The 25,765-nt window shown below is 50.4% G+C and carries 15 protein-coding genes; 3 read left to right on the forward strand and 12 right to left on the reverse strand.

The window, feature by feature from the left end; translation table 11 throughout:
• Positions 1–57: 57 nt before the first annotated feature.
• From V7S65_RS10455 to V7S65_RS10500, 10 genes are all read right to left on the reverse strand, one after another.
• Positions 58–1,698 (reverse strand): FAD-dependent oxidoreductase, encoded by a 1,641-nt coding sequence (locus V7S65_RS10455; protein ID WP_336388300.1) that lies wholly within the window; start codon positions 1,696–1,698, stop codon positions 58–60.
• 10 nt (positions 1,699–1,708) lie between these two features.
• A complete protein-coding gene (locus V7S65_RS10460) occupies positions 1,709–2,449 on the reverse strand; it encodes an SGNH/GDSL hydrolase family protein (RefSeq protein WP_336388299.1) in 741 nt (246 codons plus the stop codon).
• Positions 2,449–3,876 (reverse strand): RagB/SusD family nutrient uptake outer membrane protein, encoded by a 1,428-nt coding sequence (locus V7S65_RS10465; RefSeq protein WP_336388298.1) that lies wholly within the window; start codon positions 3,874–3,876, stop codon positions 2,449–2,451. Before V7S65_RS10465 ends, V7S65_RS10460 begins: the two co-directional genes overlap by 1 nt.
• A 17-nt stretch (positions 3,877–3,893) precedes the next feature.
• The gene (locus tag V7S65_RS10470; protein ID WP_336388297.1) at positions 3,894–7,208 is read right to left on the reverse strand and encodes a TonB-dependent receptor; all 3,315 of its coding nucleotides are present in this window, start codon (positions 7,206–7,208) and stop codon (positions 3,894–3,896) included.
• Between the two features lie 64 nt (positions 7,209–7,272).
• The gene (locus V7S65_RS10475) at positions 7,273–8,472 is read right to left on the reverse strand and encodes a FecR family protein (protein ID WP_336388296.1); all 1,200 of its coding nucleotides are present in this window, start codon (positions 8,470–8,472) and stop codon (positions 7,273–7,275) included.
• Positions 8,473–8,552: 80 nt separating this feature from the next.
• Positions 8,553–9,125, reverse strand: a complete 573-nt coding sequence (locus V7S65_RS10480) for an RNA polymerase sigma-70 factor (RefSeq protein ID WP_159454422.1) — start codon at positions 9,123–9,125, stop codon at positions 8,553–8,555.
• Positions 9,126–9,278: 153 nt separating this feature from the next.
• Positions 9,279–10,514, reverse strand: a complete 1,236-nt coding sequence (locus V7S65_RS10485) for a glycoside hydrolase family 88 protein (RefSeq protein ID WP_079472268.1) — start codon at positions 10,512–10,514, stop codon at positions 9,279–9,281.
• Between the two features lie 4 nt (positions 10,515–10,518).
• A complete protein-coding gene (locus V7S65_RS10490; RefSeq protein WP_336388295.1) occupies positions 10,519–11,430 on the reverse strand; it encodes a DUF5017 domain-containing protein in 912 nt (303 codons plus the stop codon).
• Positions 11,431–11,447: 17 nt separating this feature from the next.
• Complete coding sequence (locus tag V7S65_RS10495; RefSeq protein ID WP_336388294.1) at positions 11,448–13,481, reverse strand: RagB/SusD family nutrient uptake outer membrane protein; 2,034 nt, start codon at positions 13,479–13,481, stop codon at positions 11,448–11,450.
• 10 nt (positions 13,482–13,491) lie between these two features.
• Positions 13,492–16,698, reverse strand: a complete 3,207-nt coding sequence (locus tag V7S65_RS10500) for a SusC/RagA family TonB-linked outer membrane protein (RefSeq protein ID WP_336388293.1) — start codon at positions 16,696–16,698, stop codon at positions 13,492–13,494.
• Between the two features lie 194 nt (positions 16,699–16,892).
• Between V7S65_RS10500 and V7S65_RS10505 the strand changes: the two genes are divergently transcribed.
• Both V7S65_RS10505 and V7S65_RS10510 read left to right on the forward strand, forming a co-directional pair.
• Entirely contained in the window at positions 16,893–20,864 is a 3,972-nt protein-coding gene (locus tag V7S65_RS10505; RefSeq protein ID WP_336388292.1) for a hybrid sensor histidine kinase/response regulator transcription factor, read from the forward strand.
• Positions 20,865–20,941: 77 nt separating this feature from the next.
• The gene (locus V7S65_RS10510) at positions 20,942–23,830 is read left to right on the forward strand and encodes a polysaccharide lyase family 8 super-sandwich domain-containing protein (protein ID WP_336388291.1); all 2,889 of its coding nucleotides are present in this window, start codon (positions 20,942–20,944) and stop codon (positions 23,828–23,830) included.
• Positions 23,831–23,844: 14 nt separating this feature from the next.
• Here the strand turns inward: V7S65_RS10510 and V7S65_RS10515 are convergent, their stop codons facing one another.
• Both V7S65_RS10515 and V7S65_RS10520 read right to left on the reverse strand, forming a co-directional pair.
• Entirely contained in the window at positions 23,845–24,777 is a 933-nt protein-coding gene (locus V7S65_RS10515; protein WP_336388290.1) for a hypothetical protein, read from the reverse strand.
• Positions 24,778–24,883: 106 nt separating this feature from the next.
• Positions 24,884–25,216, reverse strand: a complete 333-nt coding sequence (locus V7S65_RS10520; protein WP_079472275.1) for a winged helix-turn-helix transcriptional regulator — start codon at positions 25,214–25,216, stop codon at positions 24,884–24,886.
• A gap of 107 nt (positions 25,217–25,323) precedes the next feature.
• On the opposite strand from V7S65_RS10520, the gene V7S65_RS10525 reads away from it, so the two are divergent.
• Positions 25,324–25,746, forward strand: a complete 423-nt coding sequence (locus tag V7S65_RS10525; RefSeq protein WP_111578456.1) for a DUF6194 family protein — start codon at positions 25,324–25,326, stop codon at positions 25,744–25,746.
• Positions 25,747–25,765: the final 19 nt, after the last annotated feature.

A 25,765-nucleotide genomic window follows, 5' to 3' on the forward strand; every position in this document is an offset into this window, starting at 1 on the left:
CGGTTAAAAAGTACAGAACTACTTTTTTGCCGGCCCTTATTTTATTTTATACCATTACTACTCCAGCCGCTGCTTGTCTTTCAGCAACTGCGCTTTCAGTTTTTTATAACTGATATCCTGTACATTCTTTTTATCGGTGATGGCCTGTACGGCGGCGGTGGCGGCACTCTGGCCCAGGATCATGAACACCGGCTCCATGCGGATGGAACCAAAAGCAATATGTGAGCTGGACATACATACCGGCACCAGCAGGTTGCCGCATTCTCCTTTCTTCGGCACAATAGCGCCATAGGAGATCCGGTAAGGCTGCTCAGCTTCCACGCCTATATCGCCTTCATTTTGCACAAAGCCATCGGGTTTTACATAACGCTGCGCATTGTGCGCATCCAGCGTATAGGAGCCCATGCCCACAGACTGGCTCACAGCACATTTGCCCAGCACTTCGTGTTCCGTCATTACGCTCATGCCCGTCATGCGCCGTGCTTCGCGGATATACAGCTGGTGCGGCCAGTTACCGTTGTCTTTAAACTCGTCGGCCGACAGCCCCCATTTGTTCATGGCATCCTGTACGTCTGACGGTATGCGGGGATCGTGGGCGATGAAATACAGCAGACCTTTCTGGTATTGTTCATGCTCTTTGATAATGGCCTTCCTTCTTTCATAGGAAGCATCCGGGTAATCGTAGTTCATCCCGATGTTATCCATGCTGAAAGGGCCGTGGTTATTCACGTCTGTTTTGTGATTGGGAATGGGATCAAATTTATTGAAGGTTTCCCGCCAACCAGAATTGAAGACGCGTACCAGCAGTTCATACTGCGTAGAATCGTAACCGTGAGGCCGTTCAAACGGCACTTTGTTGCGCGGGTCGTTGGTGAGGCACAAACGGAAGCAGTAGGCCTGTATCCGTTTATCGCCGTCCCCTTTTTTGCCGGGATCGTCGCCGGAAACGCGGGGCAGTAGTCCGCTGGAGGAATCACCCGCTGTTTTATAGGGGCTGATGTTTGTTTTAAAGTGATGACCGTGGTGCAGCACGCCCACCTGGATGCCGTTCCATTGCTCGCCGTACACGCTGTTGGCTTCACGGCCCACGTGGTAGCTGACGCCGGCAGCGGCCATGAGATCGCCTTCATAGGTGGCGTCAATGAACATTTTCCCGGCAAAGGTTTTGCCGCTGAGAGTGGTGAATGACGTGATGTTGCCATCCTTTTTGATCAGCCCTTTTTCGCGGTCCAGCCATTCGTCCCGGTATACAATGATCTTGTTTTCTTTTATAAAATCTTCGAACACCTGTTCTGCTACGTGCGGCTCAAAGATCCACATGGTACGTTCCGCGCCGTCCATCGCTACTGTTCCCTGGCCTTTGTTGCCGTATTCTTGCTGTTGCTGCCATTGCCAGGCGTCAGGCTGCTGGTAATGCTGATATACACGGTGGTAGAACTCACGCGATAACCCGCCTATAACGGATTTGTTGCCGGTGTCGGTAAAGCCCAGTCCCCCGGAGGAAAGGCCGCCCAGGTGTGTGTCGGGAGATACAATGATAACAGACCTGCCCATTTTTTTCACCTGTACGGCAGCAACAACGGCAGCGGAGGTGCCGCCATAAATAATCACGTCGGCCGTCACGTTTCCGGGAACGGGTGCCGCAAACACGGATAAGGAACAGATGGATACTGCAATACTAACGAGGAATTTTTTCATAATTTATTTTTCAGGAACCAAGCAATCTTTTGAGGGCGGCGGGATAACTCTTCCCGGATACGCCGCCATCGCCTAATGTAATACTATCGCCAAAACACACCACCTTGTTATGCGGCAGCTGCAACTGCATGATGGCCTCATACACCACAACGCCCATCAGGCGGTATCCTTCCGGGGTGGGATGCAAGCCATCCGTTTTCCCGCTGTTGGCTTCATTACGGAGAAGACTATCCGCATCAGTGCCTATGTTACCTGTTTTTTCAAAAACATGGTGCATGTCCAGCACCGGCAGTTTATTATCTGCCGCAATTTTACGGATCACATCATTCACCTGCCGGTTCCGTTCCTGGTACCCTTCGGGCTCATAGAACTCTTTCCTGTGGCGGGTAAACAGGTATGGTTCGTAAGCTGGCAGGATGGTCATCAGCAGCACCTGGCTGTTGATATTCATGATCTGTTTTACAATACTGCGGATATTCTTCTCATATTGCGGCAACGGTACATACTTCACGCTGTTCATGTCGTTGGTGCCCGCCATCAGCACGGTAAGGTCCGGCCGGTATGACAAACAATCCTGGTCGATCCGCTTTAGCAGGTCAATAGTATTGTTGCCGCCAACACCTGCATTGATCACCTGCGGATTCGCTATCGGCGTGGCTTTCACGGCAGGCTTCCAGGAAAAGTATTTTTCCTGGAAGGCCACCGAGGTAGTGAGCAAACCCGTTTGTAAAAATGTTCTGCGATGCATCATCAATAATCAGGGTTTTGTGTCAGGTTCTTATTTACATCCCGTTCTGTTTGAGGGATTGGATACAGGTAATGTTTATCCAGGACAATGATACCCGGGTTCTGTGCTTTCATCGCGCTGGCCAGCCGTTTAGTCCTTACCAGGTCGTACCAGCGGTGCCCTTCAAAGGCCAGCTCCAGGCGTCTTTCCAACAGCACGCTGTCGCGGAATGCACCCTGGCTCAACCCGGGCAGCAGCCCCACAAGACCGGCCCTTTCCCTGACCCGGTTAATTGCCGTATAGGCTTCCACGTTACCGGCGGCCTGCTCATTCAGTGCTTCGGCATACATCAGCAGCACATCAGCATACCGGATAATGGGGAAGTTGTTGCTGCCTTCCCCTGTAGCCGTGGCGGAAGGGTCCAGGTATTTACATACATATCCCGGGAAAAGGATATTGGCCGGTGCGGGAGGTGTGGTAGTGGCAGAATAAAGCCTGATGGTTATATCCCTGCGCTTGTCCGTCAGGCTATAGGTATCATACAGGTTCTTTGTAGGAGGATTGTCGCCAAAGCCGGAAACGCCATTCACTTTGTCAAAACCAGGTCGCATATAGCCCTGCATGTAGCTACCCTCTCCTACGCCGCCGCCCAGCGCCTGCACTTCAAATACCGCTTCTTTGCCATTCTTGTTGGCAATAGCAAAGGCGTCTGCAAAATTGGTCCAGAGGTCATACACACCCAGGTCTATCACTTCCTTGCATTTGGCAGAGGCTTTGGCCCAGTCCTGCCGGGTCAGGTAAACCTTTGCCAGGAAAGCTGTTGCCGCACCTTTAGTGGCCCTGCCTTTGTCTGCGCCCGTGTAGGATGCCGGCAGCACTTTCTCCGCATCTGTAAAATCTGCTACGATCTGCTGGTATACTTCGTCCATTGTTTTCCGGGGTATGGCCAGGTCGTTGAGTGAGGTGGTTTCCTGCAATACCAGCGGTACATCGCCAAATAATCGTACCAGGGTAAAATAATAGAACCCTCTCATGAATTTTGTTTCAGCCAGCAGACGCGTTTTGAGCGCATCATCCATAGAGATAGCCGGTACCCGCCCCAGCACAGTGTTGGCGCGGTTAATGCCCTGATAGCAGGCACTCCATACCACCTGGAAAGTAGCGGTAGCCGGCGTAAAAGTATATTTGTCAAGATCGTTCTTTGACTGGTTAACCGTGGAACGGCCACCACCCCATTCGGCATCGTCCGTAGCCTGATCCATCAGCACCCACATAGACTGGTTGTACAGGTTGGCGGTGTTCAGCAGATCATATACAGCATTAACGGCGGCCTTTGCGTCGTCCGCATTCTTGTAGAAATTGGCAGGCGTGAAGCTGGACTGCGGCGCTTCGTTCAGCTTTCCGCAGGATACGCCTATTATCAAGAGTAAAAAAAGAATAAACTTTTGCATATGCAGAAATATTTTTGTTAGAAGCTGACATTTAACCCAAAAAGCACGGTCCTGGCGGTAGGATAGCTGCCGTAGTCGAAACCCTGGCTGCGGCTGTCCTGCCCAAAGCGGTTCACCTCGGGGTCATACCCGCTGTACTTTGTCCAGGTAGCAAGATTCTGTACGCTTCCATACACACGTATAGAATGTATCTTGATGGCTTTCAGTACGGAAGCGGGCAGGTTGTACCCCAACTGCAGGTTCTTGAGCCGCAGGTAGGAGCCATCCTCAATCTGTCGTGTAGAGATACGGTTAGTAGGACGCGCATTGGTGGCACGTGGGATATCTGTATTGGTATGTGTAGGCGTCCAGCGATCGAGCATGTCCCGGTCCTGGTTCAGAGTGCCGTTGAGATATTCCAGTTCAAAGCGATTGGCGTTCAGTATTTTGTTACCATATACGCCCTGGAAGAAAATACTGAGGTCAAATCCGCCATAGGAGAAGGTATTACTGATGCCACCTAAAAATTTGGGCTGCGCATTACCAATGATGGTACGGTCTGCATCGTCTATTTTCTTATCGTTGTTCAGATCCTTGTACCGGCGGTCGCCTGGTTTCTTTGCATTAGGGTCTGCCAGTGCGGACAGTTCTTCTGCCGACTGGTAAATACCATCCGTTACATAGCCGTAGAAAGAGCCTAGTGGCTGACCTACACGGATAATACCGGAGTTGACGTTCTGTGCAATGTTGGCCACTTCGCCGGCAAATATCTGCGGAGCGCCACCAATGTCCAGCACTTTGTTACGATTGATTACATAGTTGATATCCGTGGTCCATTTGAAAGCGCCGTCCAGGTTCACGGTAGACAGACTTAACTCTATCCCCTTGTTCTCTACCTGGCCCAGGTTTTTATAAGCGCTGGAGTAGCCGGAGGTACCGGGGATGGTTACATTCAGCAACAGGTTCCTGGTCCTTTTCAGATAGGCGTCTGCCGTGAGGCTGATCCTGCTGTTGAACAGGGAAATGTCAACGCCCAGGTCGGCCTGCGAGGTGGTTTCCCAGGAGAGATCCGGATTGGAGATCTGGCTGGGGCCAATACCAGTGGCCACTGCATTACCCAGCACATAGTTCTGCGTGCCTAACAGGGAGTAAGCGGGATAGTTGCCGATACCGTCCTGGTTACCGGTAGTACCGTAGGTAGCCCTGACTTTCAATTCGCTGATCTGTTTCACGCTTTTCAGGAAAGGCTCTTCGCTTGCCCGCCATGCCAGTGCAGCAGAAGGGAAATAGCCGAAACGCTTGTTGGCGCCAAACCGGGAAGATCCATCTGCACGGAAAGAGGCAGTGAGTAAATATTTATCACGATAGCTGTAATTTATCCTGCTCAGGTAAGACTCCAGTCCCCATCCGCCAACGCCTGAAGAAGGAATAACGGGAATTGCGCCTGCGCCCAGGTTGCCGGAGCCGAGGTTGTCATTTACAAAACTGCGGGAAGATGAAGAACTGTATTCCGTCTGGTTTACCTGCTGGGTATAACCTATCAGGGCAGTAATGTTGTGTACACGGTTGAATCTTTTCGTATAGGTGAGCGTGTTTTCATTCAGCCAGGTGATGTTCTGATCATTGTAGATGTAGGCTACACCACCCTGGGAAAGGCCACTGGCCACACTTCGCGGGAGGTAGTTATCCTGCTTTTGCAGAATGGCGTCTGCACCAAACATCACCCGCAGGCTAAGCCCTTCGAGTATTTCGTATTCGCCGAATATATTACCAAAAACACGATAGGCAGTATTGCGGTTCTTAGAGTCCTGCACCAGCGCTACCGGGTTATCAGCCGGGAAAACGAGCTTAGGATCATTAATCAGGTATTTACCATCCTTATCGTATACGGAAAGAAGCGGAGGAAACTGCAGGGCAGCCATTGTTGCCAGGCCGGCGGAACCCAGATTACCATCAGACTTGGCCTGGTTACTCACCGTGCGGCTCACCGTCAGGCTGTTGCCTATCTTGATCTTGCTGGTCAGCTTCCTGTCGATATTTACGCGAAAGGAATACCTGCTAAAGTCAGATCCTTTCACGATCCCCTGTTGTGTGAAATAGCCGGCAGACAAGGCATATTGCGTTTTTTCATCACCGCCGCTTACAGACAACTGGTAATTGGCAATGGGAGCAGTGCGCAGTATTTCGTCCTGCCAGTCGGTGCCTTTACCAAAAGCATTTACCTGGTCTTGTGTATATACAGCTGGCAGTCCATCATTGGTATTGGCTTCATTAACAAGCTGCGCATACTCACTTCCGTTCAGCACCGGATATTTCCGGCGCACGTTCTGCGTGCCGTAGTAGCTGTCGAAACTAATAACAGACTTGCCCGCTTTTCCTCTTTTGGTAGTAATGATCACTACACCATTGGCGCCCCTGGAGCCATAGATGGCTGTGGAAGAAGCATCCTTCAGAATGTTGATGGATTCAATGTCTGCCGGGTTGAGGGTACTCAGTACGTTAAAGGCGGAGCCGGTGCCTGCGCCGGCATTCTTGAAGGGAATACCATCTATCACATACAGCGGCTCGTTGTCGCCCTGGATGGAGTTACCGCCGCGGATACGGATAGTGGTGGAGGCGCCGGGAGCGCCGGAGTTCTGCGTCACCTGCACGCCGGCGGCTCTTCCCTGCAGGGCCTGGTCCAGCGAAGTAACGGCCACTTTTTTGATTTCTCCTACGGGCACGGAGGTAACGGAGCCGGTGAGATCACTCTTTCTTACCTGGCCGTAACCTACTACCACTACTTCTCCCAGGGCTTCCGTATCGCCTTCCAGGGTAACGGAAATACTGTTCTGGCCGGGAGACAAAGTTATTTCCTTTGTTTTGAGTCCCAGTGCGGAAACGACCAGTACGGCGTTCTCCGGCACATTGGAGAGGGTGAATCCACCGGTTACATTGGTGGTGGTGCCCCGGCCGGTGCCTTTGATCTGCACTGTGGCGCCGGGTATTGGCTCACCCTTTTCATTCACCACTTTACCCTGCAGGCGGTCAATAGCGGGTTGCTCTGTACCCTGCAGCTCGGGCGATGTTGTTTTACGGCTGATGACCACCGTATTGCCCTGCAGCGAGTAGCGCAGTGGCTGGTCTTTCAGCAGGATCTTCAGTGCCGTTTCCAACGCGATGTTGTTAAAGGCAACAGTAACAGGTTTGGCCGCGGCCATATCCTCGTTGCGATGAAAGAATACATAACCTGTCTGCTGTTTGATCACGGCAAATACCTTTTCCAGCGGAACATTCTTCCCGCTGAAGGTGATCTGCTGCGAGTTACAGACGGCAGTGGTTTTCAGGAAAAAAAACAAAAATAGAGATAGCATTAATTTGTACATAACATGGAAGATTGATTGATTGACTGATTGGTTGATAGGTTTGCTTACTTATTTATTCCGGCAATATGACAATATGCCTGTCGTGCTCTATTTTAAAATGCACCCTTGCCTGTTCAAGTGTTTCCAGCGCCTGCGCCAGGGTGAGACCTTTCCCGATCTCCCCGGAGAAGAGTCCCTGCGGCATGCCGTCTGCATAGCTTACTTCCACGTCGTACCAACGGGAAAGCTGTCGCATGATCGTGTGAATATCCGCGTCTACAAAAGAGAAGTAGCCGTTTTTCCAGGCAATCACCTGCTCTGTGTTCACCTTGTTGACGGCGATGGCATCAGCACCGCGTATCACAGCGGCCTGTTGCCCGGGTTTCAAAAGCGTTGTTTCCTTGTTCACGCTTACTTTTACGGCGCCGTCCAGCAGGGTGGCGTTCATGGTCCGTTCATCATCATAGGCCATGATGTCAAAGCTGGTGCCCAACGCCAGCACTTCAAGATTGTGCACGCGAACTTTAAACGGCTGTCCCGCTTTCTTTGCGATCTCGAAATATCCTTGTCCTTCCAGCTCCACCACTCTCTCCTTCCCTATAAACGCTGTGGGATATTTCAGCCTGGATGCCGCATTCAGCCATACTTTGGAGCCATCCGGCAGCACCAGCTGGTATTGTCCGCCGCGGGGCGTGGTCAGGGTATTAAGGCTTGCAGCATCGCTTGCGCCGTTTACATCATATTGCAGCCGGCCGTTCTGCAGATGGATAGAGGTGTTACCCTGCTGCATCACGTGGCCGGAGGCGCTGTCCAGCGCAACGGTGGAGCCATCCGCCAGGGTGAGCATGGCTTTGTTGCCGCCGGGTGGCACGTCCTGTTTTAAGATGTTGTGCTGAACAATGGCAGAAGGAGTAGGTGACCGTTGCAGGTAAAAGTATCCCATAGCGCCCAGTCCCATCGCTACTACGGCGGCAGCGGCATAACGCCAGCGGTATGCCCTGCGTACCGAGATAACAGGTGTGTCGTTTTCCTGCTCCTGCTGATCTGCCGGAGGGCGGGTACTGGTGAGAAGATGTTCCAGTTTGGCTTCGGCATCCGGGATGCCTGCTGTATCACGACTGTTGTGCCAATGCTGTTCCATGGCCAGGCGCAGGGCATCATTAGCCGGCCATTGTTTCACGGCTGCCAGCAGCTCTTCCAGCTCTTCACGGGTGCAGGTATTGGCAACATAACGTTCGAACAAACGGTGTAGTCTGTTATCAGTTTCACTCATACGTGGATGGCAGGGAATAACTGCCTTTAGAAGCTAGACGCTGGAAAAAAGAGGAATAACTAATCAATCTGAAAAAAAAATTAAACTTTTTCTGAAACAACATACAGAAGGGCAAATACCGTTACCAGGTTAAGATGGTCGGCCAGGTATTGCTGGATGAATCGTTGGGCTTCGGTGATATGATTGTTGACAGTGTGTTTGGAAAGAGACAAGCGCCCGGCGATCTCTTTATGGGAAAGCCCCTCCTCCCGGCTTAGCTGGTACACTTTCCGGCGCTGGGGACTGAGCAACCCAATTGCCTCGCGTAGCTTTGTCTCATATTCCTTCACTATTACCTGGTTGTCGGCCTCCGTGGCATCCACCATCTGGATCTCTTCCCACAGAAGATCCACCAGTTGCGGGTTCCGGCTGGCAGCACGCAGGAAGTCAATTGCGCGGTGATAGGCGATACGGAACATGAAGGCCTCCACGTGCTCAATGCGGGGCAGTAGTTCCCTGCCTACCCAGCATTTGGTGAGAACGTCCATGACCACTTCTTCTGCCACCTGCGGAGATTTGATGATAGTACGGATATAATGAAACAGCCGGCCCTGCCAGGCATGGAAAAAACTGCGGAAGGCTGCTTCGTTGCCTTCCGAGATTAGTTTTAGCAATTCCTTATCAGTATATTGTCGCTCTGGCATGTAAGTAAGCCCGTCCCTCTTGCCATAAATGTAGTAAAATAATAGATCATAGTGGAAAGCACAAAAAAAGACAGGCATCCGGATAACCAGGTGCCTGTCTTTTTTATACGTTGCTTCCCCCGCTTAATCCAGCGAAGCCTTATACCGTTGCAAGGCTTCTAAAAAATAATAGTCTGCATACACCAGCGGCACATCAATCTCCGCATTGTGCGGGATACTTCCAACACTGTGCATCAATATAAAGTTACCATTCTTTTCTTCCGGCGCCCTGTACGCGCTGCCTGCAAGCGAATGCAGTATTGTGATGGCTGCCTGGCGATATTGTGTTCCTTTCTCTTTGCCGGCATAACCACTCAGCTCAAACAATGCCGACGCCACAATAGCAGCGGCGGAAACATCGCGGTATTTCGTTTTTACCTTATTGGCATTGGAGCGTACACCGGGGGTATATCCTTTCTCCTGTACATTGAAATCCCAATACGGTACTTTATCTTCCGGAAGATTTTTATTATCCAGGAACCAGTCGGCCATACCGGTCGCAGTTTTGAGGAAACGCGGATCATGTGTTTCTCTATAGATCATCGTAAACCCATAGATACCCCATGCCTGGCCGCGCGACCAGGTGGAATTATCAGCATACCCCTGCGCGGTTTCGCGGGCCAGCACTTTACCATTGGTGGTATCATAACACACTACATGATATGAACTGTAGTCCGGGCGTACCTGGTTATACATGGCGGTTTCCGCGTGGCTCACGGCAATGTGGCGGAAGCTGGTATCACCGGTTTCTTTAGCTGCAAAAAACAACAGCTCCAGGTTCATCAGGTTGTCAATGATCACCGGGTAATAATATAGCTGCTGCCCATGCCATGTTTTAAAAGCGTTCCAGGATTTGATGCTTTTTGTTACCGGGTTAAAACGTGTGCTGAGCGAGCGGGCGCCCTGGATCAGGATATCGCGGTACGCTTTATTACCCGTAAGGCGGTAAGCATTGCCATAGCTGCAATACATCATGAAACCGAGATCATGATGCTGCGTAAAATCTTTCAGCGGCTCCAGCTTCTCCGTCCACTTAACAGCTTCCTGCTGCAATACAGGATCTTTGGTTTGTTCATACGCATACCAGAGCGAGCCCGGGAAAAAACCGGGTGTCCAGTCGTACATAGAAGTGGTAATCATTTTCCCTTCCTTATTGATAGTCCGGGGAAAAGCCAGGCTATCGCGGGATTCCGTATCCTTCAGCATATGCTTGAGCTGTTGCCGGGCAAAGCCTGCATTACTGCTGATAAAATCCTTCTCCCCGCCTGCAGTGTAGGCAGTAAGACCGGCGGCTAAAATAAAATAAAGCAATGGTTTCATATTCTTATGGTGTCACTTTAATGATCAATTCCCTTACAACACTTTTTTGTTCGTCCAGTGTATGGTTAAATGCCACGAAGGTGGCTTTGTATACTCCCGGTGACGGGTAAACGAAAGCATATTCTTCTTTATCCGGTTCGTTGATACTCTTGATGCCGGTACTCACATCTCCCGGCACACGGCCGATGTATAAGGGTTTGGTGATGATCCAGCTGGTATTGCTGGCCGCACTGCCACCGCCGCCGGTGATTTTAAGATCTGTGGCGGAGGCTGTCCAACGGCCATTAGCGGGGCTCCATACGTTGCCGTAACGGGTCCAGTAGGCTACATCGGCCGACAAAGAACTTAGCGAAACAGTTTTCTCCGGCAGAACATTGTTCACAGTAAATTCGGTGATCGTCCAGGTACGTTGTGTCGTTCCCGTTACACCGCTGTATTTGAAAGCAATAAAGAGTGAATCGCTTTCGCTGGTTACCAGGTCTGTCAGGTCAGCAGTACCGAAAGGCACTACCGTTGCGCTGGTAGCTACTGTGCCGCGGCTGGTGATATTTGTCCACGCCGCATTTACCACAGCAGCAGAATCCAGGCCGGCCAGTTTGTTGGTGGCCAGTACCTGCAGCGTATTTGTTTGCGTACCAAATTCTGATTTTGAGGAAAAGCCCAGCGTGATCTTTCCCAGTTTGTTTGCGGATGCACGGCCATCGTAACGCTTGCCGGGTTCCCCGGAATAGAATGCGATATTGCCCGCGCTGCCGCTGAACTTAAAGCGGGTGGTATCTCCCAGGCGGTATGTGAACGTATCTGATACCAGCTTTGCAGGATCGAGCGCCACGTTGAAGTCCGGCGTATCTATTTCCAGCTTTTTAGAACAGGCAACCGCAAAGAAAGACAACAGTATAATGAATGATTTTTTCATGTGGATGTATTTTAGCATTACCAGCCTTCGTTTTGTGTCAGTAACCGGTTAAGATTGAGTTCATAAGTTGGTTTGGGCAACATCACATGCCTGGCGCTTACATTGCGCACACCCTGCAATCCGTTGGGATTACCGGTAGACGTAACGCCGGCACCGTTGGCAGTAGCCCATGATGCGAAGTTTTGCATGTCTGATACAAAACTGCCCCACCGGATCAGGTCTGCTTTTCTCACCGCTTCAAAACACAGCTCGCGCATTCTTTCATCACGGATGGCCAGCTGGAACGCATCTTTACTAAGCCCCGGCGTAAGATCGGATTCATTACCTATGGTGATGGTGGCCGTAGCCGTTGCAGCGGTGCCGGCATAGGTGAATACAGCGCCGGTTACTGAGGCATCGGAAGCGCCGGAAGTATTGACAGGCGGTGTATTGGTGGCAGTACCTGCCGTTGTTACGGTGTACAGGATGCCGCCGTTAGTGATTTGTGTACCGGTTGTATAACTGGCGCCCGGCGTCCAGAAGGTGCCTATCACTACTACAGGTGGCGTAGTATAATAGGAGCCTAACGTTAATGCACCCGGGCTGTTCAGGTAAATACCGGTTACCTTGCCGCTGGTAATAATCGCCGTTCCGGTAGCGCCGTTGCCACCGCCGCCGGTGATAGTTACTGCCGGCGCTTTCGTATAGCCATCGCCGGAGTTTACCATTGTAATGGATTTTACTACGTTTCCATTCATCAGTCCATATCCTCTTTTCCGTACCTGGTTCACATAATTATAGGCATTCGTAGGGCCGTTCACGTAGTTCTCTGCTTCTGCGCGCATCAGCAATACATCTGAATACCGGATCATGGGCCAGTTGATATTATAGGTACCGCCTACGCCATTGGTATTACGGATAGCCTGCGGTACATATTCCCTTCTGAACTTACCGGCGCACATCTGCCAGGGATTTGGACGCGCGCTTTTTGTGCGGGGATTTGTTCCGCTGTAAATATAGTTGGCACAGTTCCAGTCGCGGCGGATATCCAGCGAAGGTTTGTTAGGCATGACGGCGCTGTTGGGATCTGTTTCATATGCGTCGAATAATTTCTTGGTAACCCACACCCATCCGGCGGAGTTGTAGGATGTAGAGTCCAGCGCAGTAAGCGCTGACTGGATCCCCACAAAGTTGCCGATGTCGTTTCCTGACTTGTTTACCACGCCGGCGGCTGCGCCCAGGGAGCCCAGTTCCCAGATGTTTTCTCTTACATCATACTGGTCTGTGGCCAGGTTGATGAATACCTGGCGGTAATCGGGGTTCAGTGCATGAAGACCAGAGAGAATCACTTTATCAGTGTAAGTGATCACATCCCGGTATTTGGCGGTATTGTTTTGCGGATAGCCGGCCCAGTAGAGATACACCCGCGCCAGCATGGCCTGCACAGCGGTGAGCGTAACCACATCATTAAATTTCGCCTGTGTAACGGTATAATCTTTCAGCAGCACTTCTGCTTCTTTCATATCCTTTTCAATTTGTGCGTACACGTCTGCCTGCTTCACCTGCGGAATGTTTACATCATTGATAGCGGGTGTGTGAAGGACTACAGGCACATCTCCATAATTACTGGTAAGAATAAAGTACAGGAACCCACGAAGGAATAATGCCTGTCCTTTGATAATATTCCTGCGGGACGCATCCATCGTTGGCTTATCGATGTTATCCAGTAATGTATTAAGATTGTTGATGCCAACATATGCATAGCGCCAGATACTGGCGATATGTACAAGGGAGGCATCGTAATTGTAACGGAGACCACGGGCATCGCCATCTGCTGTACGGTTAGACATTACCTCATCTGTGGTGGACACAAAGTTGAAGCCCATCACCTGCGCATACAACTCGGGCCGCATCAGATCGCCGTACACGCCGTTCAGCGCCTGCTGAAGCTGTGTTTCCGTGCTGTAATAATTGGTAGTGGTATAAAAATCTGTTGGTTGCGTATCAAGGAATTTTTTGCAGGATGTAAGCCCTGCTATTACGATACATGCCAGGATGCAAATACGTTTCATGTTCATCATTTTAGAAGGTTACATTTAAACCGGTCACATAAGACAATGAGTGCGGGTAAACGGCATAGTCGAAGCCAGGGGTAAGGTTACCCGGCCGGCCGCTCACTTCTGGATCCATACCGGAGTACTTCGTCCATGTATAAATGTTCTGTGCTGCGCCATAGATGCGTACATTCTTTATCTTCGCACGTTTCAGCAGTTCGCCGGGTATATTATATCCCAGCGAAACCGTTCTCAGTTTCAGGTAAGAGCCGTCTTCAATTACGCGGGAAGAATACGCGGCATTACCCATACCGCCAGCGCGGAACATGGTGTTGCTTGGGTTGGTGGGCGTCCAGCGTTTGGCATAGCTGGCAAACTGGTTCAGGTTCGGATTATTTACAATACCGCCTTCAAACACATACCTGTTTGCATTGATAATATCATTGCCATAAGACCATTGCAACAGTACGTTCAGATCAAAATTGCGGTAGCGGAAATCGTTGCTGAAACCGCCGGTATGTTTTGGTAACCCGCTGCCGATAATCGTGTAATCCTGGTTGTTCACCTGCAGGTCGCCGTTGAGATCTTTATACTTAATATCCCCCGGACGGATAGCGTTGCGCGCCGCGCCATTGGTAGGCACATCCGGCTTCAGCAGGTAGGTGTTATTGGGCATCACATCGAAATCGGAATACTGGTACACGCCGTCGAACACGAGGCCATACATCTCACCCAGTGGTCTTCCGATCACGGAGATGTAAGGGAACAGACCCGAATAGGTAGTATTGAAAAAAGTACCGGAACCCGAGAGAATAGATTGTTGTCCTTCTGCCAGTGATTGTATTTTATTACTATTAAAGCTGATGTTAAAACTGCTGTTCCAGCTGAACTGTTTGGTATCTGCAATTACTGCTGCAACTGTGAACTCCAGTCCTTTATTTTGCAGCTGGCCTACATTCTTGAAACCCTGCGCGCTTTCTACACCATGTACATAAGGCAGTGCGGCATTCAGCAGAAGATCCTTCGTGGTACGCAGATAGGCGTCTACAGTGAGTGTGAGCCTGTTTTTCAGGAAGGCCATATCCAAACCGATATTGGTTTGTTCGTTGGTTTCCCAGCGCAGGTCCGTGTTACCGGAAGATACCATCACCGACCCGATACCCAGCGGCGCATTTCCAACGGAATACCAGTATTGGTTGCTGGTAAGCTGCAACTGGGGCAGGTAAGCAAAGTCGCCTACCCGGTTATTACCGGATGCGCCATAGCCCAGCCTGATCTTCGCGTCTGAAATGAATCTCACATTTTTCATAAACTCTTCGCTGCTGAAACGCCAGGCCGCAGAGGCGGAAGGAAAGTATCCCCATTTATTACCTGCGGCAAATTTGGAAGAGCCATCAGCACGCAGGGAAGCAGAGAAAAGATATTTCGAATTGTAGTCGTAGTTCACGCGCACCGCGCCGGAGGCCATTGTCCAGCCGGAGCTGAGCGACAGCAGGGAAGTATTGGCCGGTGCTGCGAGATCAATTCCGTCCAGTCCAAGGTCTTCATTCGGGATTTGATTCGCTGAAAACCTGCGCTGTGAATTTTTATATCCCTGCGCTTCCAATACGCCGAGCACGGTGAGGTTGTGTAATTTGTTCCAGCTTTTGCGGTAGGTCAGCGAGTTTTCCGAACGCCAGAGCGAAGTGGGTTTGGTTTCTATACTGCCATTCACGCCATTGGAATTCCACTTACTGCCGGATTGCGTTTTGGAATTGTTGAAAATATCGATCTCCGTATTTACGGTGTTGATGCCACCGGCTATACGTAATGTCAGTCCATTGGTGATAGCATATTCCGCATATGCGTTAGCGAACAGGTTGTTCACCTTGTTCATGGTGTACTGGTTCTGGATATTCTGCAACGGGTTCACGCGGTAGTCCTGGTTATTGGCCAGCTCATTACCCGGATCATAAAATTCATCCACGAGATTCACGGCGCTGTCGCGGCCATAAATACTGGTCGTAGGCCGGAAGCCCCATACGGAATATAACGTGGTGGCAGACGCATAAAAATTGGTTGCGGAAACCGGGATACCGTACGTTTCATTGTAGGCATAATTGGCATTGATGCCTACTTTCAACTTGCTGCTTACCGTTTGATCCAGTGAAAACCTGCCCTGGTAGCGTTTAAAGCCACCATTGATGATGATTCCCTTTTGGTTATTAAAATTTCCGGAGACAGAGTACCTCGTTTTATCATTTCCTCCCCGTACGGCGATGTCGTGATTCTGGTTCTGACCAACGCGGTACACGAAGTCCTGCATATCTATGGCTTCCTTGTTACGGTAATCTTCCAGTTTAGCGCCACCGGCCAGGTACACGGAATCATAGATGGAAGGGTTTACATCTCCCACATACTGTACAAACTCGTAAGCGTTCATTAACGGGATTTTGTTCGGCGCCTGCTGCCAGCCATAATAGCCGTTATAGGTTACCTGCGGCGCGCCGGTCTTCCCTTTTTTTGTGGTAATGAGAATAACCCCGTTTGATCCGCGGGCGCCGTAAATGGCGGTGGCAGATGCATCTTTCAAAACATCGATCGACTCAATATCACCCGGACTGATCGCATTTGCGTTGGAACTTTCCGTAGGGAAACCGTCGATCACGTAAAGCGGGGAGTTATCTTGTGTGATGGAACCCGCACCGCGGATCACGATATTGGAAATGGAGCCGGGCTGACCGTCGTTGCTCGCTACCGCTACCCCTGCTACCCTTCCTGCGAGCGCTTCATCGAACGACTTTACCGGCGCCTTCGCAAAATCTTTCATGTTCACACTGCCCACTGCGCCGGTGAGGTCTTTACGTTGCTGGGTAGCATATCCCACTACCACCACATCGTTGAGCGTACCGGCCTGCTCACTCATCTGTACATTATATTCCGTCCTGCTATCCACCGGTTGTTCCACTTTACCGAAACCGATAAAAGAGAACACCAGTGTAGCGCCTGGCGTGGCGGCAATAGTAAAACGGCCGTTCCCGTCTGTATGGGCGCCCGTTTTTTCATTCTTTACCATTACAGTCACCCCAATCAATGGCGTACCATCTTTGGCCTTTACTGTACCGGATACTGTTTTTTTCTGTTGTGCAAAAAGGAAAAGCGGAAAAAGTAAGATCCACATGACTCCCATAAAAAAATAATGGAAGGTGAAGTTGCACCCTCCTCCCTTGCTGGCTGATTGGCTTGTCTTTTTCATAAATTGTGGAATTGAGCAGAAATAACGGTTGATGCACAAATATGTGGTAACCCGTCCGGATCACAGGGGGACAATCGTAAATGATTGGGGTGAATTTTATAAATCCTCCTTCAACCTACTGATTATCAGAATAGTAAAAGAATGATTTTTATAAAAAACACCCATTTGCGGAAATACAATTCTTATATTAGAGCATGATTTCGAGGTGCTTCCCGTTCTTATGCCTGCTGATCCTCGCTGTTTTTACAAAAAGCAGCGGGCAGGATGTGACATTCAATCACCTTACGGTAGAAGATGGATTATCGCACAACGCTGTGCTGTCTGTTGTACAGGATGCCCAGGGGTTCATCTGGTATGGTACACATTATGGCCTTAACCGCTACGATGGATACCGTTTCAAAATTTACCGCCAGCAGGCGGATGACAGCACCTCCCTTCCCGGCAATCAGATCATGAGTCTTTACCGCGACCGGAAAAATGTACTCTGGGTAGGTACGTCTGCAGGCCTGGCTAAGTATGATCCGGAACACGATCGCTTTCAGCGCATCGACCTTGATCCGGGGCGGCAAACAAATATCAATTGTATTTATGAAGATAGTAAAGGACGCCGTTGGGTAGGCGCCAACAACGGGCTTTATCTGCAGGATGGCAACCGGAAAGAATTTCTCATTCCCGGTAAAATTGCGGGGTATGTAGTGCGTTGTGTGTATGAAGACAAGCAAGGTAATATCTGGATCGGCACCAGCAACGGCCTTACAAAAATGAGCGGTCATGATTTCCAGACGTTCCGCCATGAAGATGGAAACCCTTCCAGTCTTGCTATGAACTTTATCACCGCCATCACCGAAGATGGACTGGGCAGATTATGGGTGGCCACACAAACCGGCGGTATCAGTATCTATGATCCGGCTACCGGCCGTTTTTCGTTGCTGGCCCAACCTGCCATTATTAATAATATAGTAAGAAGGATACTCCGCGATAAGGCCGGCAACATGTGGGTAGGTACCCAGGAAGGGCTCAGCATCATTGACCCGGTTAAGATGACCGGCCGGCACTACCAGCAGGACCCCGGCAACAGCAATAGCCTCAGCCAGAATTCCATCCATAGTATGTACCAGGATAGCAACGGTATTATCTGGATGGGCACCTACTTTGGCGGCGTAAACATGGTGCATCCTTATGGTACCTCGTTTACTGCCTGGCAGCAACATCCCCCGCTGAATGGGATCAGCAACAATGTGATCAGCAGCATGCTGGAAGATACACAACACAATTACTGGATCGGTACAGAAGGCGGTGGCCTGAATTATTATAACCGCGCTACCCAACATTTTACCAGCTATAAACATGATGCAAATAATCCTGCCAGCCTCGGGTCCAACCTGGTTAAAGTAGTATATGAAGATAAAGACCACAACATCTGGGCGGCCACACATGGCGGCGGATTGAACCTGTTGCAGCACGGAGGGTTTAAACGCTTCTTCTACGATACCAAAGATCCCGGTACTTTTTCGAGAGAAGTAACCGCCCTATTGGAAGATAGCCGGAACCGGTTCTGGGTGGGCACCAACACCCTGCTGCACCTCCTCCACCGGAATGGCCATGAGCTGGAGAAACGGGCCGATTCCATTTTAACGGGTATTGCTACGCACCAGTCGATCCGCTATATTATTGAAGATTCACGCCACCGCATCCTCATCGGTTCCATCAGTAACCTGTATGTATTTGAAGCAGACACCATGCGGCTTATCCAACCAGGTTATGTGAACTCCATCCAGGAAGACTCACAGCACAACATCTGGGTGAGCATGTATTTTGGAGGGCTGATTAAATATGATCCTGAACTGAAAAAGCAAACCCGTTATACCCAAAAAGATGGTTTGCCAAATGATAATGTAATTGGCTTACTGGAAGATGATCAGCATCATTTATGGATCAGCACCTATAACGGCCTGGCGCGTTTTGATCCTGCCCGCAACTCTTTCCAGACCTATACCGTAAGCGATGGTCTTGCAGGAAACGTATTTAACTACAACTCCTTTCTGCGCAACAGCCGGGGCGAATTTCTCTTCGGCGGATATAACGGCATCACCAGCTTCTTCCCCAACCAGATCATTACCAATTCGCACCCTTCCGTTATCCGGTTTACGGGCCTGCGGCTGTTCAACAAACCAGTAGGTATCGCGCAGGACAACGGGCTGCTGGAACAGGACATCAGCTATACCAAAGCACTACGGTTTCATCACGACCAGGAAGTATTCACGCTGGAATTTGCGCTGCTCAACTATGTAAAAAGCAGCAAAAACCGCTATGCTTACCGGCTTGAAGGTGCGGACCGCGACTGGATAGAAACCGATAACCCGGCAGTGACGTACACCAACCTCTCTTCCGGCCACTATACCTTTTGGGTGAAAGGCGCCAACAACGACGGCATCTGGAGCGAGCCGGCAAAGATGGAGATCACCATCCTGCCGCCATTCTGGCGAACCTGGTGGGCGTATGGTGTTTACGCATTGGGAGTTATATTATTATTCTTCTTCGTGACCCGGTTCTTTTTCCTGTGGGCCTTGCTGCGCAAAGAAGAAGAACTGCACCAGGTGAAACTTAACTTCTTCACACATGTATCCCATGAAATCCGTACCCACCTTACTTTCCTGCTGGTACCGGTAGAAAAGATGATGGATATGCTGAAGAAAGATGATCCGCTGCAATCCACCCTGCTGCAATTACGGAACAATGCCGACCGGCTGCTGAAGCTCGTGAACGAGTTGATGGACTTCCGCAAGGCAGAAACCAATCACCTTAAATTACATGTACAGGAACTGGACCTGATTCCATTCCTCGATCATATTTACACCAGCTTCCGCGAGCTTTCGCTCGACCGCAACATCAGCATGGTGTTCGGGCATGATATGGAACATGCCTGGGTTTATTTCGACCGGGAGCAGCTGGAGAAAGTGTTCTTCAATTTACTCAGCAATGCCTTCAAGTTCACACCGGACGGGGGGCGCATCCAGTTGCACATTGCCCATTCCCGGCAAAACACGGTGATCACTGTTACGGACAACGGGCGCGGTATTGCACCTGAATATCTCGACAAACTGTTCACCAATTTCTTCCAGGTACAGGATCACGGTTTACAAAACACCGGGTATGGTATCGGGCTGGCGTTGTCCAAAAACATTGTGGAGCAGCACAAAGGAACCCTCACCGTGGAAAGCGAACCTTCTACCCCGGAAAAAGAAGGACGTACCTGTTTTACGGTTTCCCTGCCTACCGGCTCCAAACATTTTGAAGGCACCCAGCACACTGTTGGCGGCATGCCTGCAATGCCCGCTGCACCGGTTAAAGCAACGTCCGCACCGGAAACCACGGATAGTATTATTCCCGCTACGCCACAACCTTTCACCATTCATATCGTGGAAGATAACCCGGAGCTGCGCACCCTCATCTGCCAGACTTTCCGGGAGCAATACCTTGTACTGGAAAGCGTGAACGGGGCAGATGGATTGGCAACAGCCACCGCGCAAATCCCCGACATCGTGATCAGTGATGTGATGATGCCAGAAATGGATGGCCTGCAGCTTTGCCAGGCACTTAAAACAGATGAACGTACCAGTCATATTCCCGTAGTACTGCTTACCGCCAAAAGCTCGCAGGCCGATCATGTAAGTGGCCTTGAAACCGGGGCAGACCTCTATCTTACCAAGCCTTTCAGTACCCGGGTACTGGCACTCAACGTCCGCAACCTGATCGCCTCCCGCGAAAAAATGCGCGAACGTTACAGCCGCCAGCTGCAAACGGAAACGATCATACCGGATGCTTTGCCCAGCAGCCTGGATAATGCTTTCCTCGAAAAAGTGATGGCGCTGGTGGAAGAACATATGGACAACCCCGACTTTGGCGTGGACATGCTGGCCCGTAAGGTAGCCATGAGCCAGCCGGTGCTTTATAAAAAGCTGAAGGCCGTCACCAATATGTCGGTGAACGACTTTGTAAAATCGCTGCGACTGAAAAAAGCAGCCTCCCTTATACGTACCCGTGAGCATACCATTTACCAGGTGGCGTACATGGTGGGGTACAACGACCGGAAATATTTCAGCCGGGAGTTCAAGAAACAGTTTGGTAAAACGCCTTCCGAGTTTGCCGAAGCCCCTGATTTGTGAAAATTCCTCCCATTTACTCGGAAAAATCACCCCATCTAACAGGCGGGGATCACTAGATTTGTTGCAAATCCACTGTTATGAAAATCAGCATGCTGCTTATCCTGGGCTTCCTGTGCAATATGTCCCATGCATGGGGCCAAACGGCATACACCACTATTATGGACCGTATCCGGGCGGAACTGCTTTCGCAGGCCAGCAACACCACCACGCTGGACAACAACGTAACCAGTACGCTGGCAACGTTGCAAAGCAACGGCTCGTGGCCGGATGTGAACTATGCCTACAGCGCCACCACCTATACGGCGGATGTACACATCAACCGGGTAAAAACCTTCGCGCAGGCCTATACGAAATCCGCCAGCACGTATTACAAAAGCACCACCCTTTTCACCGCCATTGTAAACAGCCTTACTTACTGGAACACCGCCGATCCGCAAAGCTGGAACTGGTACCATAACCAGATCTCCAATCCGCAGCGCATCGGGGAAATCCTGATCCTGTTGGATACGGCGCAGCAAAGCCTGGGCACTCTCCGCAATGCACTGCTCACGCAGATGAACCGCGGCAACCCTTCCGGTCAAACCGGCGCCAACAAACTGGATGTGGCCACCCACTTCATGTACCGCTCCTGCCTCACGGCCAACGACTCTCTCATGCAGTACAGCGTGGACCAGGTATTTTATCCCCTCGTGCTTACCGCCAATGAAGGCATCCAGCATGACCTGTCGTACCACCAGCATGGTCCGCAATTGTATTTCTTTGGCTATGGCTCCGTATTCGTGGAAGGCGAAACCAAAGTGGCCTACTATCTCCGTGGCACGCCCTATGCCCTGTCGGGTTCCCGTTTAGCGGTGTTCAGCGACTTTGTGCGGAACGGTTTCCTCAAAGCCCTGCGGGCGCGCTATATCGATTATGGCACAAACGGCCGCAGCATCAGCCGGGAAAATCAATTAGGCGTTGGCGTTACCAGTCACCTGGAGAAACTCAAAGTGCTGGACACCGCGCATGTTACCGAATACAACGAAAACATAGCACGACTGAATGGTACACAGGCGCCGGGATACCTCCTGCCCTCCCTGCATAGCCATTTCTGGCGTTCGGACTATACCGTACATCACCGTGCCGGCTATCTCTTTGGGGTGCATATGACTTCCACCCGCACGGCCAAACAGGAAAACGGCAACGGGGAAAACCTGAAAGGATATTACCTGTCGGATGGCTCCACGCATATCGCCGCCAGCGGCAATGAATATTATAACATTCCTGCCGTGTGGGACTGGAGCAGGATCCCCGGCACTACCGTGCCCTACATCACTACCATTCCGCTGCGTACCGCCTGGGGCGTAAACTTTGGCACTACCGCTTTTGCCGGTGGCGTATCAGATTCCCTGTACGGCGTTTCTGCGTTGCAGTTTTCCGATTACAATACGCAGGCCCGCAAAGCCTGGTTCTTTTTTGATAACGAAGTGGTGTGTTTGGGCGCCGGTATCAGCTCCACCGCCACGCAGCCCATTAACACCACTGTGAACCAGTGCCTGCTGAACGGCGCTGTATCCGCCAATGTAAGCGGCACGGTGAACACCATTGCCAATGGTACTTACAGCTACAACAACACGCTGAAATGGATCACGCACAACGGTATCAGCTATTACTTTCCGGCCGGAGGCCAGGTGCAGCTGAGCATGCAATCGCAGTCCGGTACCTGGAGAAGTATTAACAACGGCGGCAGTACCACTGTACAAAACATGAATGTGTTCCAGCTGTGGTTCAACCACGGCACTGCGCCCACCAATGGCACTTATGCGTATTATGTATTGCCGGGGCAAAATATGAGCACCTATGATACCACGGCAGTACGCATTGAGCAGAATAACGCGAACATGCAGGTAGTATATCACCGGGGATTAAATATCTGGCAGATGGTATTTTACCAGGCGGGCACCTTTCATAAAGATTCGCTGACCGTAACCGTCGACCGGCCATGTGCGCTGATGCTGCGCAACGCTGGTACTTCCGATGTAACGGTATCCGTTGCGGACCCGGCGCAATCTTCTTCTCCCGTTAATATTCAGCTGAACCTGCCGGGCATTCCGCAAACACGGCAACTGGTTGCCACGCTGCCTTCCGGTCCGTATGCAGGATCCTCTGCCACGTATCATGTAAACAGCCAAACGCCTGTTTATGCCGCCTCTGTTATTACAGCTGTTGCGGATGCGTATGTAAGAGGGGGTTCTACTTATGGCGGGGTGAATTATGGCACAGAGTCCCTTGTGCTGAAACAGGATGCAACGGTGAGCTATACACGGGAAATATTCCTGCGGTTCAATGTGGGCGCATTGCCCGCGGGCACCAGCCAGGTAAAGCTGCGGATGTATGTGAATTATGCAAACACCAGCATTGCTACCGTGCCCTGGATTGCGCAATATGTGAGCAACGACAGCTGGACAGAAACCGGCATCACCTATAACAACATGCCGGCGGCCACCAGCGCGGTGGATACCATCATGGGGCGTACCGCAGGCAATTACGCTGAATGGGATGTAACGGACATTGCACTCGCGCAGCAGTCGGCCGATGGCATGCTTACTTTAAAACTCGTATCCGGACTGGCAGGCGCCACTACCGATGCCATTTTCACCTCCCGCGAGAGCAGCGACAGCACCCGGCGGCCGGTACTGGTTTGCAGTACGGGCAGTATGCTCCGTAAGATGATGCCCGCAACGGAGGAAAAAGCAGACGGTGTCAGCATTTATCCCAACCCGGCAGGTGCATTCATTTATGTAAACACTACTGAACGTTGGCTGAGAGCAGAATTACGCGACACAGCCGGTAAAGTGGTGAAAATGGAAAAGCTGGATGGCCGCCAGCAGTTTGATTTCCCGATGAATGATGTGCAGCCGGGGATGTATTTACTGGTATTAAAAGGAACGGGCAAACAGCTGGTAAAAAAGATCGTGAAGATGTAAGCCGGAATTTTATTTTACAACTGCGCAATTGCACTTTGTATGTACTGGCGCAGTTCATCATAGGTTTTTGCGGTGTTTACCTTATCCAGGAACTTTTGTACAATGCCCCCGGTTCTGGTATTGCCGTGTTGTTCCACAAAGGAAAGATATTCGGCCTTGTTCTCCGGGATCAGTGAACGAAGGTTTTGGTTGTTTTCAAAGGAGGGCGTATTGTCTTCCCCAAACAGGTAATCCTCGCAATAACCGTTATACAGATCCCTGGCCGCTTCCAAAAACCTGCTGTCGGGATAAGTTTCCAGGAATTTTTCCCAGTTGAGCGCCCGCTTTCCTACCAGGCTGAATGGGATTACTAATCCTGCATCAGCGCTGTATAACACCGTATCTTCATCTGCCCGCAGTTGCAGGTATGCCCTGTAATCAGCGGGCAGGGAAGCTTTGAACAAATTTGTATAGAATGTGGGAACCGTACGAAGATCCGTATAGCCCTCACCTATTTCCCAGGGTTCGATACCCGCAGTGGCCAGTAAATTAATGCGTTGTTGTACACGCGCAGGCGGTATAATGATGCCCTTTGCTTCAGAGTAGTAGTTTACGTATTCATTCAGCCATGCCTGTTCATTGGCGGTAATAGCTACCAGGGCGGTGTCCATATAAAGCGCCAGGGAATCATAAAGCAAAGCGGCGGCTTCAGCCTTTATCGCCGGCAATTGTTTTTTGATGGCTTCCTTCCTGCTGATAATAGCGGAAATATATGTTTCTGTAGATGTAGATAAGGTCGGTGTATCAACCTGCCTGGGCGCCGGCGTCGTGGTATCTATACTAACCGCGCTATCAACGGGTTGCTTGCTTTGGGATTTTTTGCCATCGCCGTTACAGGCGGCCAGCATTATCAGGGGTATACAAAAAACAGGCATCCGGATGCGGCCGTTCCTAAACTTGTGCTTCATAGTGTAGTCGGAAATTAATTACGAAGATGCAAGATAATTATTGCTGCTCCATCAACAAATTTTAATTGAACAACACACCCATAAAGAGACAAAAAGTAACCGGAAGCTAAACTACATTCTGCATCGCCCATGCTTGTATTTCCACCAATACCGGTTTCAGTGATGTACCTTTTTCAGTTAGCGAATATTCTACCGTTGGCGGCATGGTTGCAAAGGCTTTCCGGCTGATGATCTTCCTGTTTTCAAGTTGTTTAAGTTCTTTTACCAGCATTCTTGTATTAATACCCACTACACTTCTTTCTAACTCCTTAAACCGCATTTTTCCTGCCATCAGGGTATTGATGATACTCATCGTCCACTTTCCGGAGATCAGGTCCATTGCTTCCTGGAAGGGACACGTCTGAGATTTCTTTATCTTTTTTTCATCTTTCAAAGCCATACTATACCTGTTACTTTACTTTATGTTACTACGTGTCAAAATGGTAACTACTTGTAAATGTAGTGTAACATGGTGAAATTTGCAATGCACAGGAAAATACGTTTATTATGTCGTTACAAGCCATCGAACAATACCTGACGGAACAATTACCCAATGTCACTAATCTTGATAGTTTTGGATACCGGTTCTTTTTCTATGGACCGGACCAGGTGCTTCCGTTTGTAACCATAGCCTTATCAGATAACGAACACGACAACAAATCGAACCTGAGCCGTGAAGGCGTATTCCGCGTGAATATTGGTATATCAAAGGCTTCTTACAACCAGCTGTTTACGGCCACACAAAACGACTGGGATTACACGGCATTAAACCGTTTCATGCCGCATCCGGATTATGCCGCACAGCACTATATCTGTATCCTCAATCCGGAAGCAGACCTGTTACCGGGAACAATTAAATTTATTGAAGAAGCCTATCTGATCGCAAAAAACCGTTTCGACAAAAAGCAGTCTGCCAGGAAGGCTGATTAAGCAGGTTACGGGAAATTAC

Origin of the sequence: Chitinophaga sp. CCNWYY40 (assembly GCF_037483205.1) — a bacterium.
GTDB classification, from domain to species: Bacteria; Bacteroidota; Bacteroidia; order Chitinophagales; family Chitinophagaceae; genus Chitinophaga; species Chitinophaga ginsengisegetis.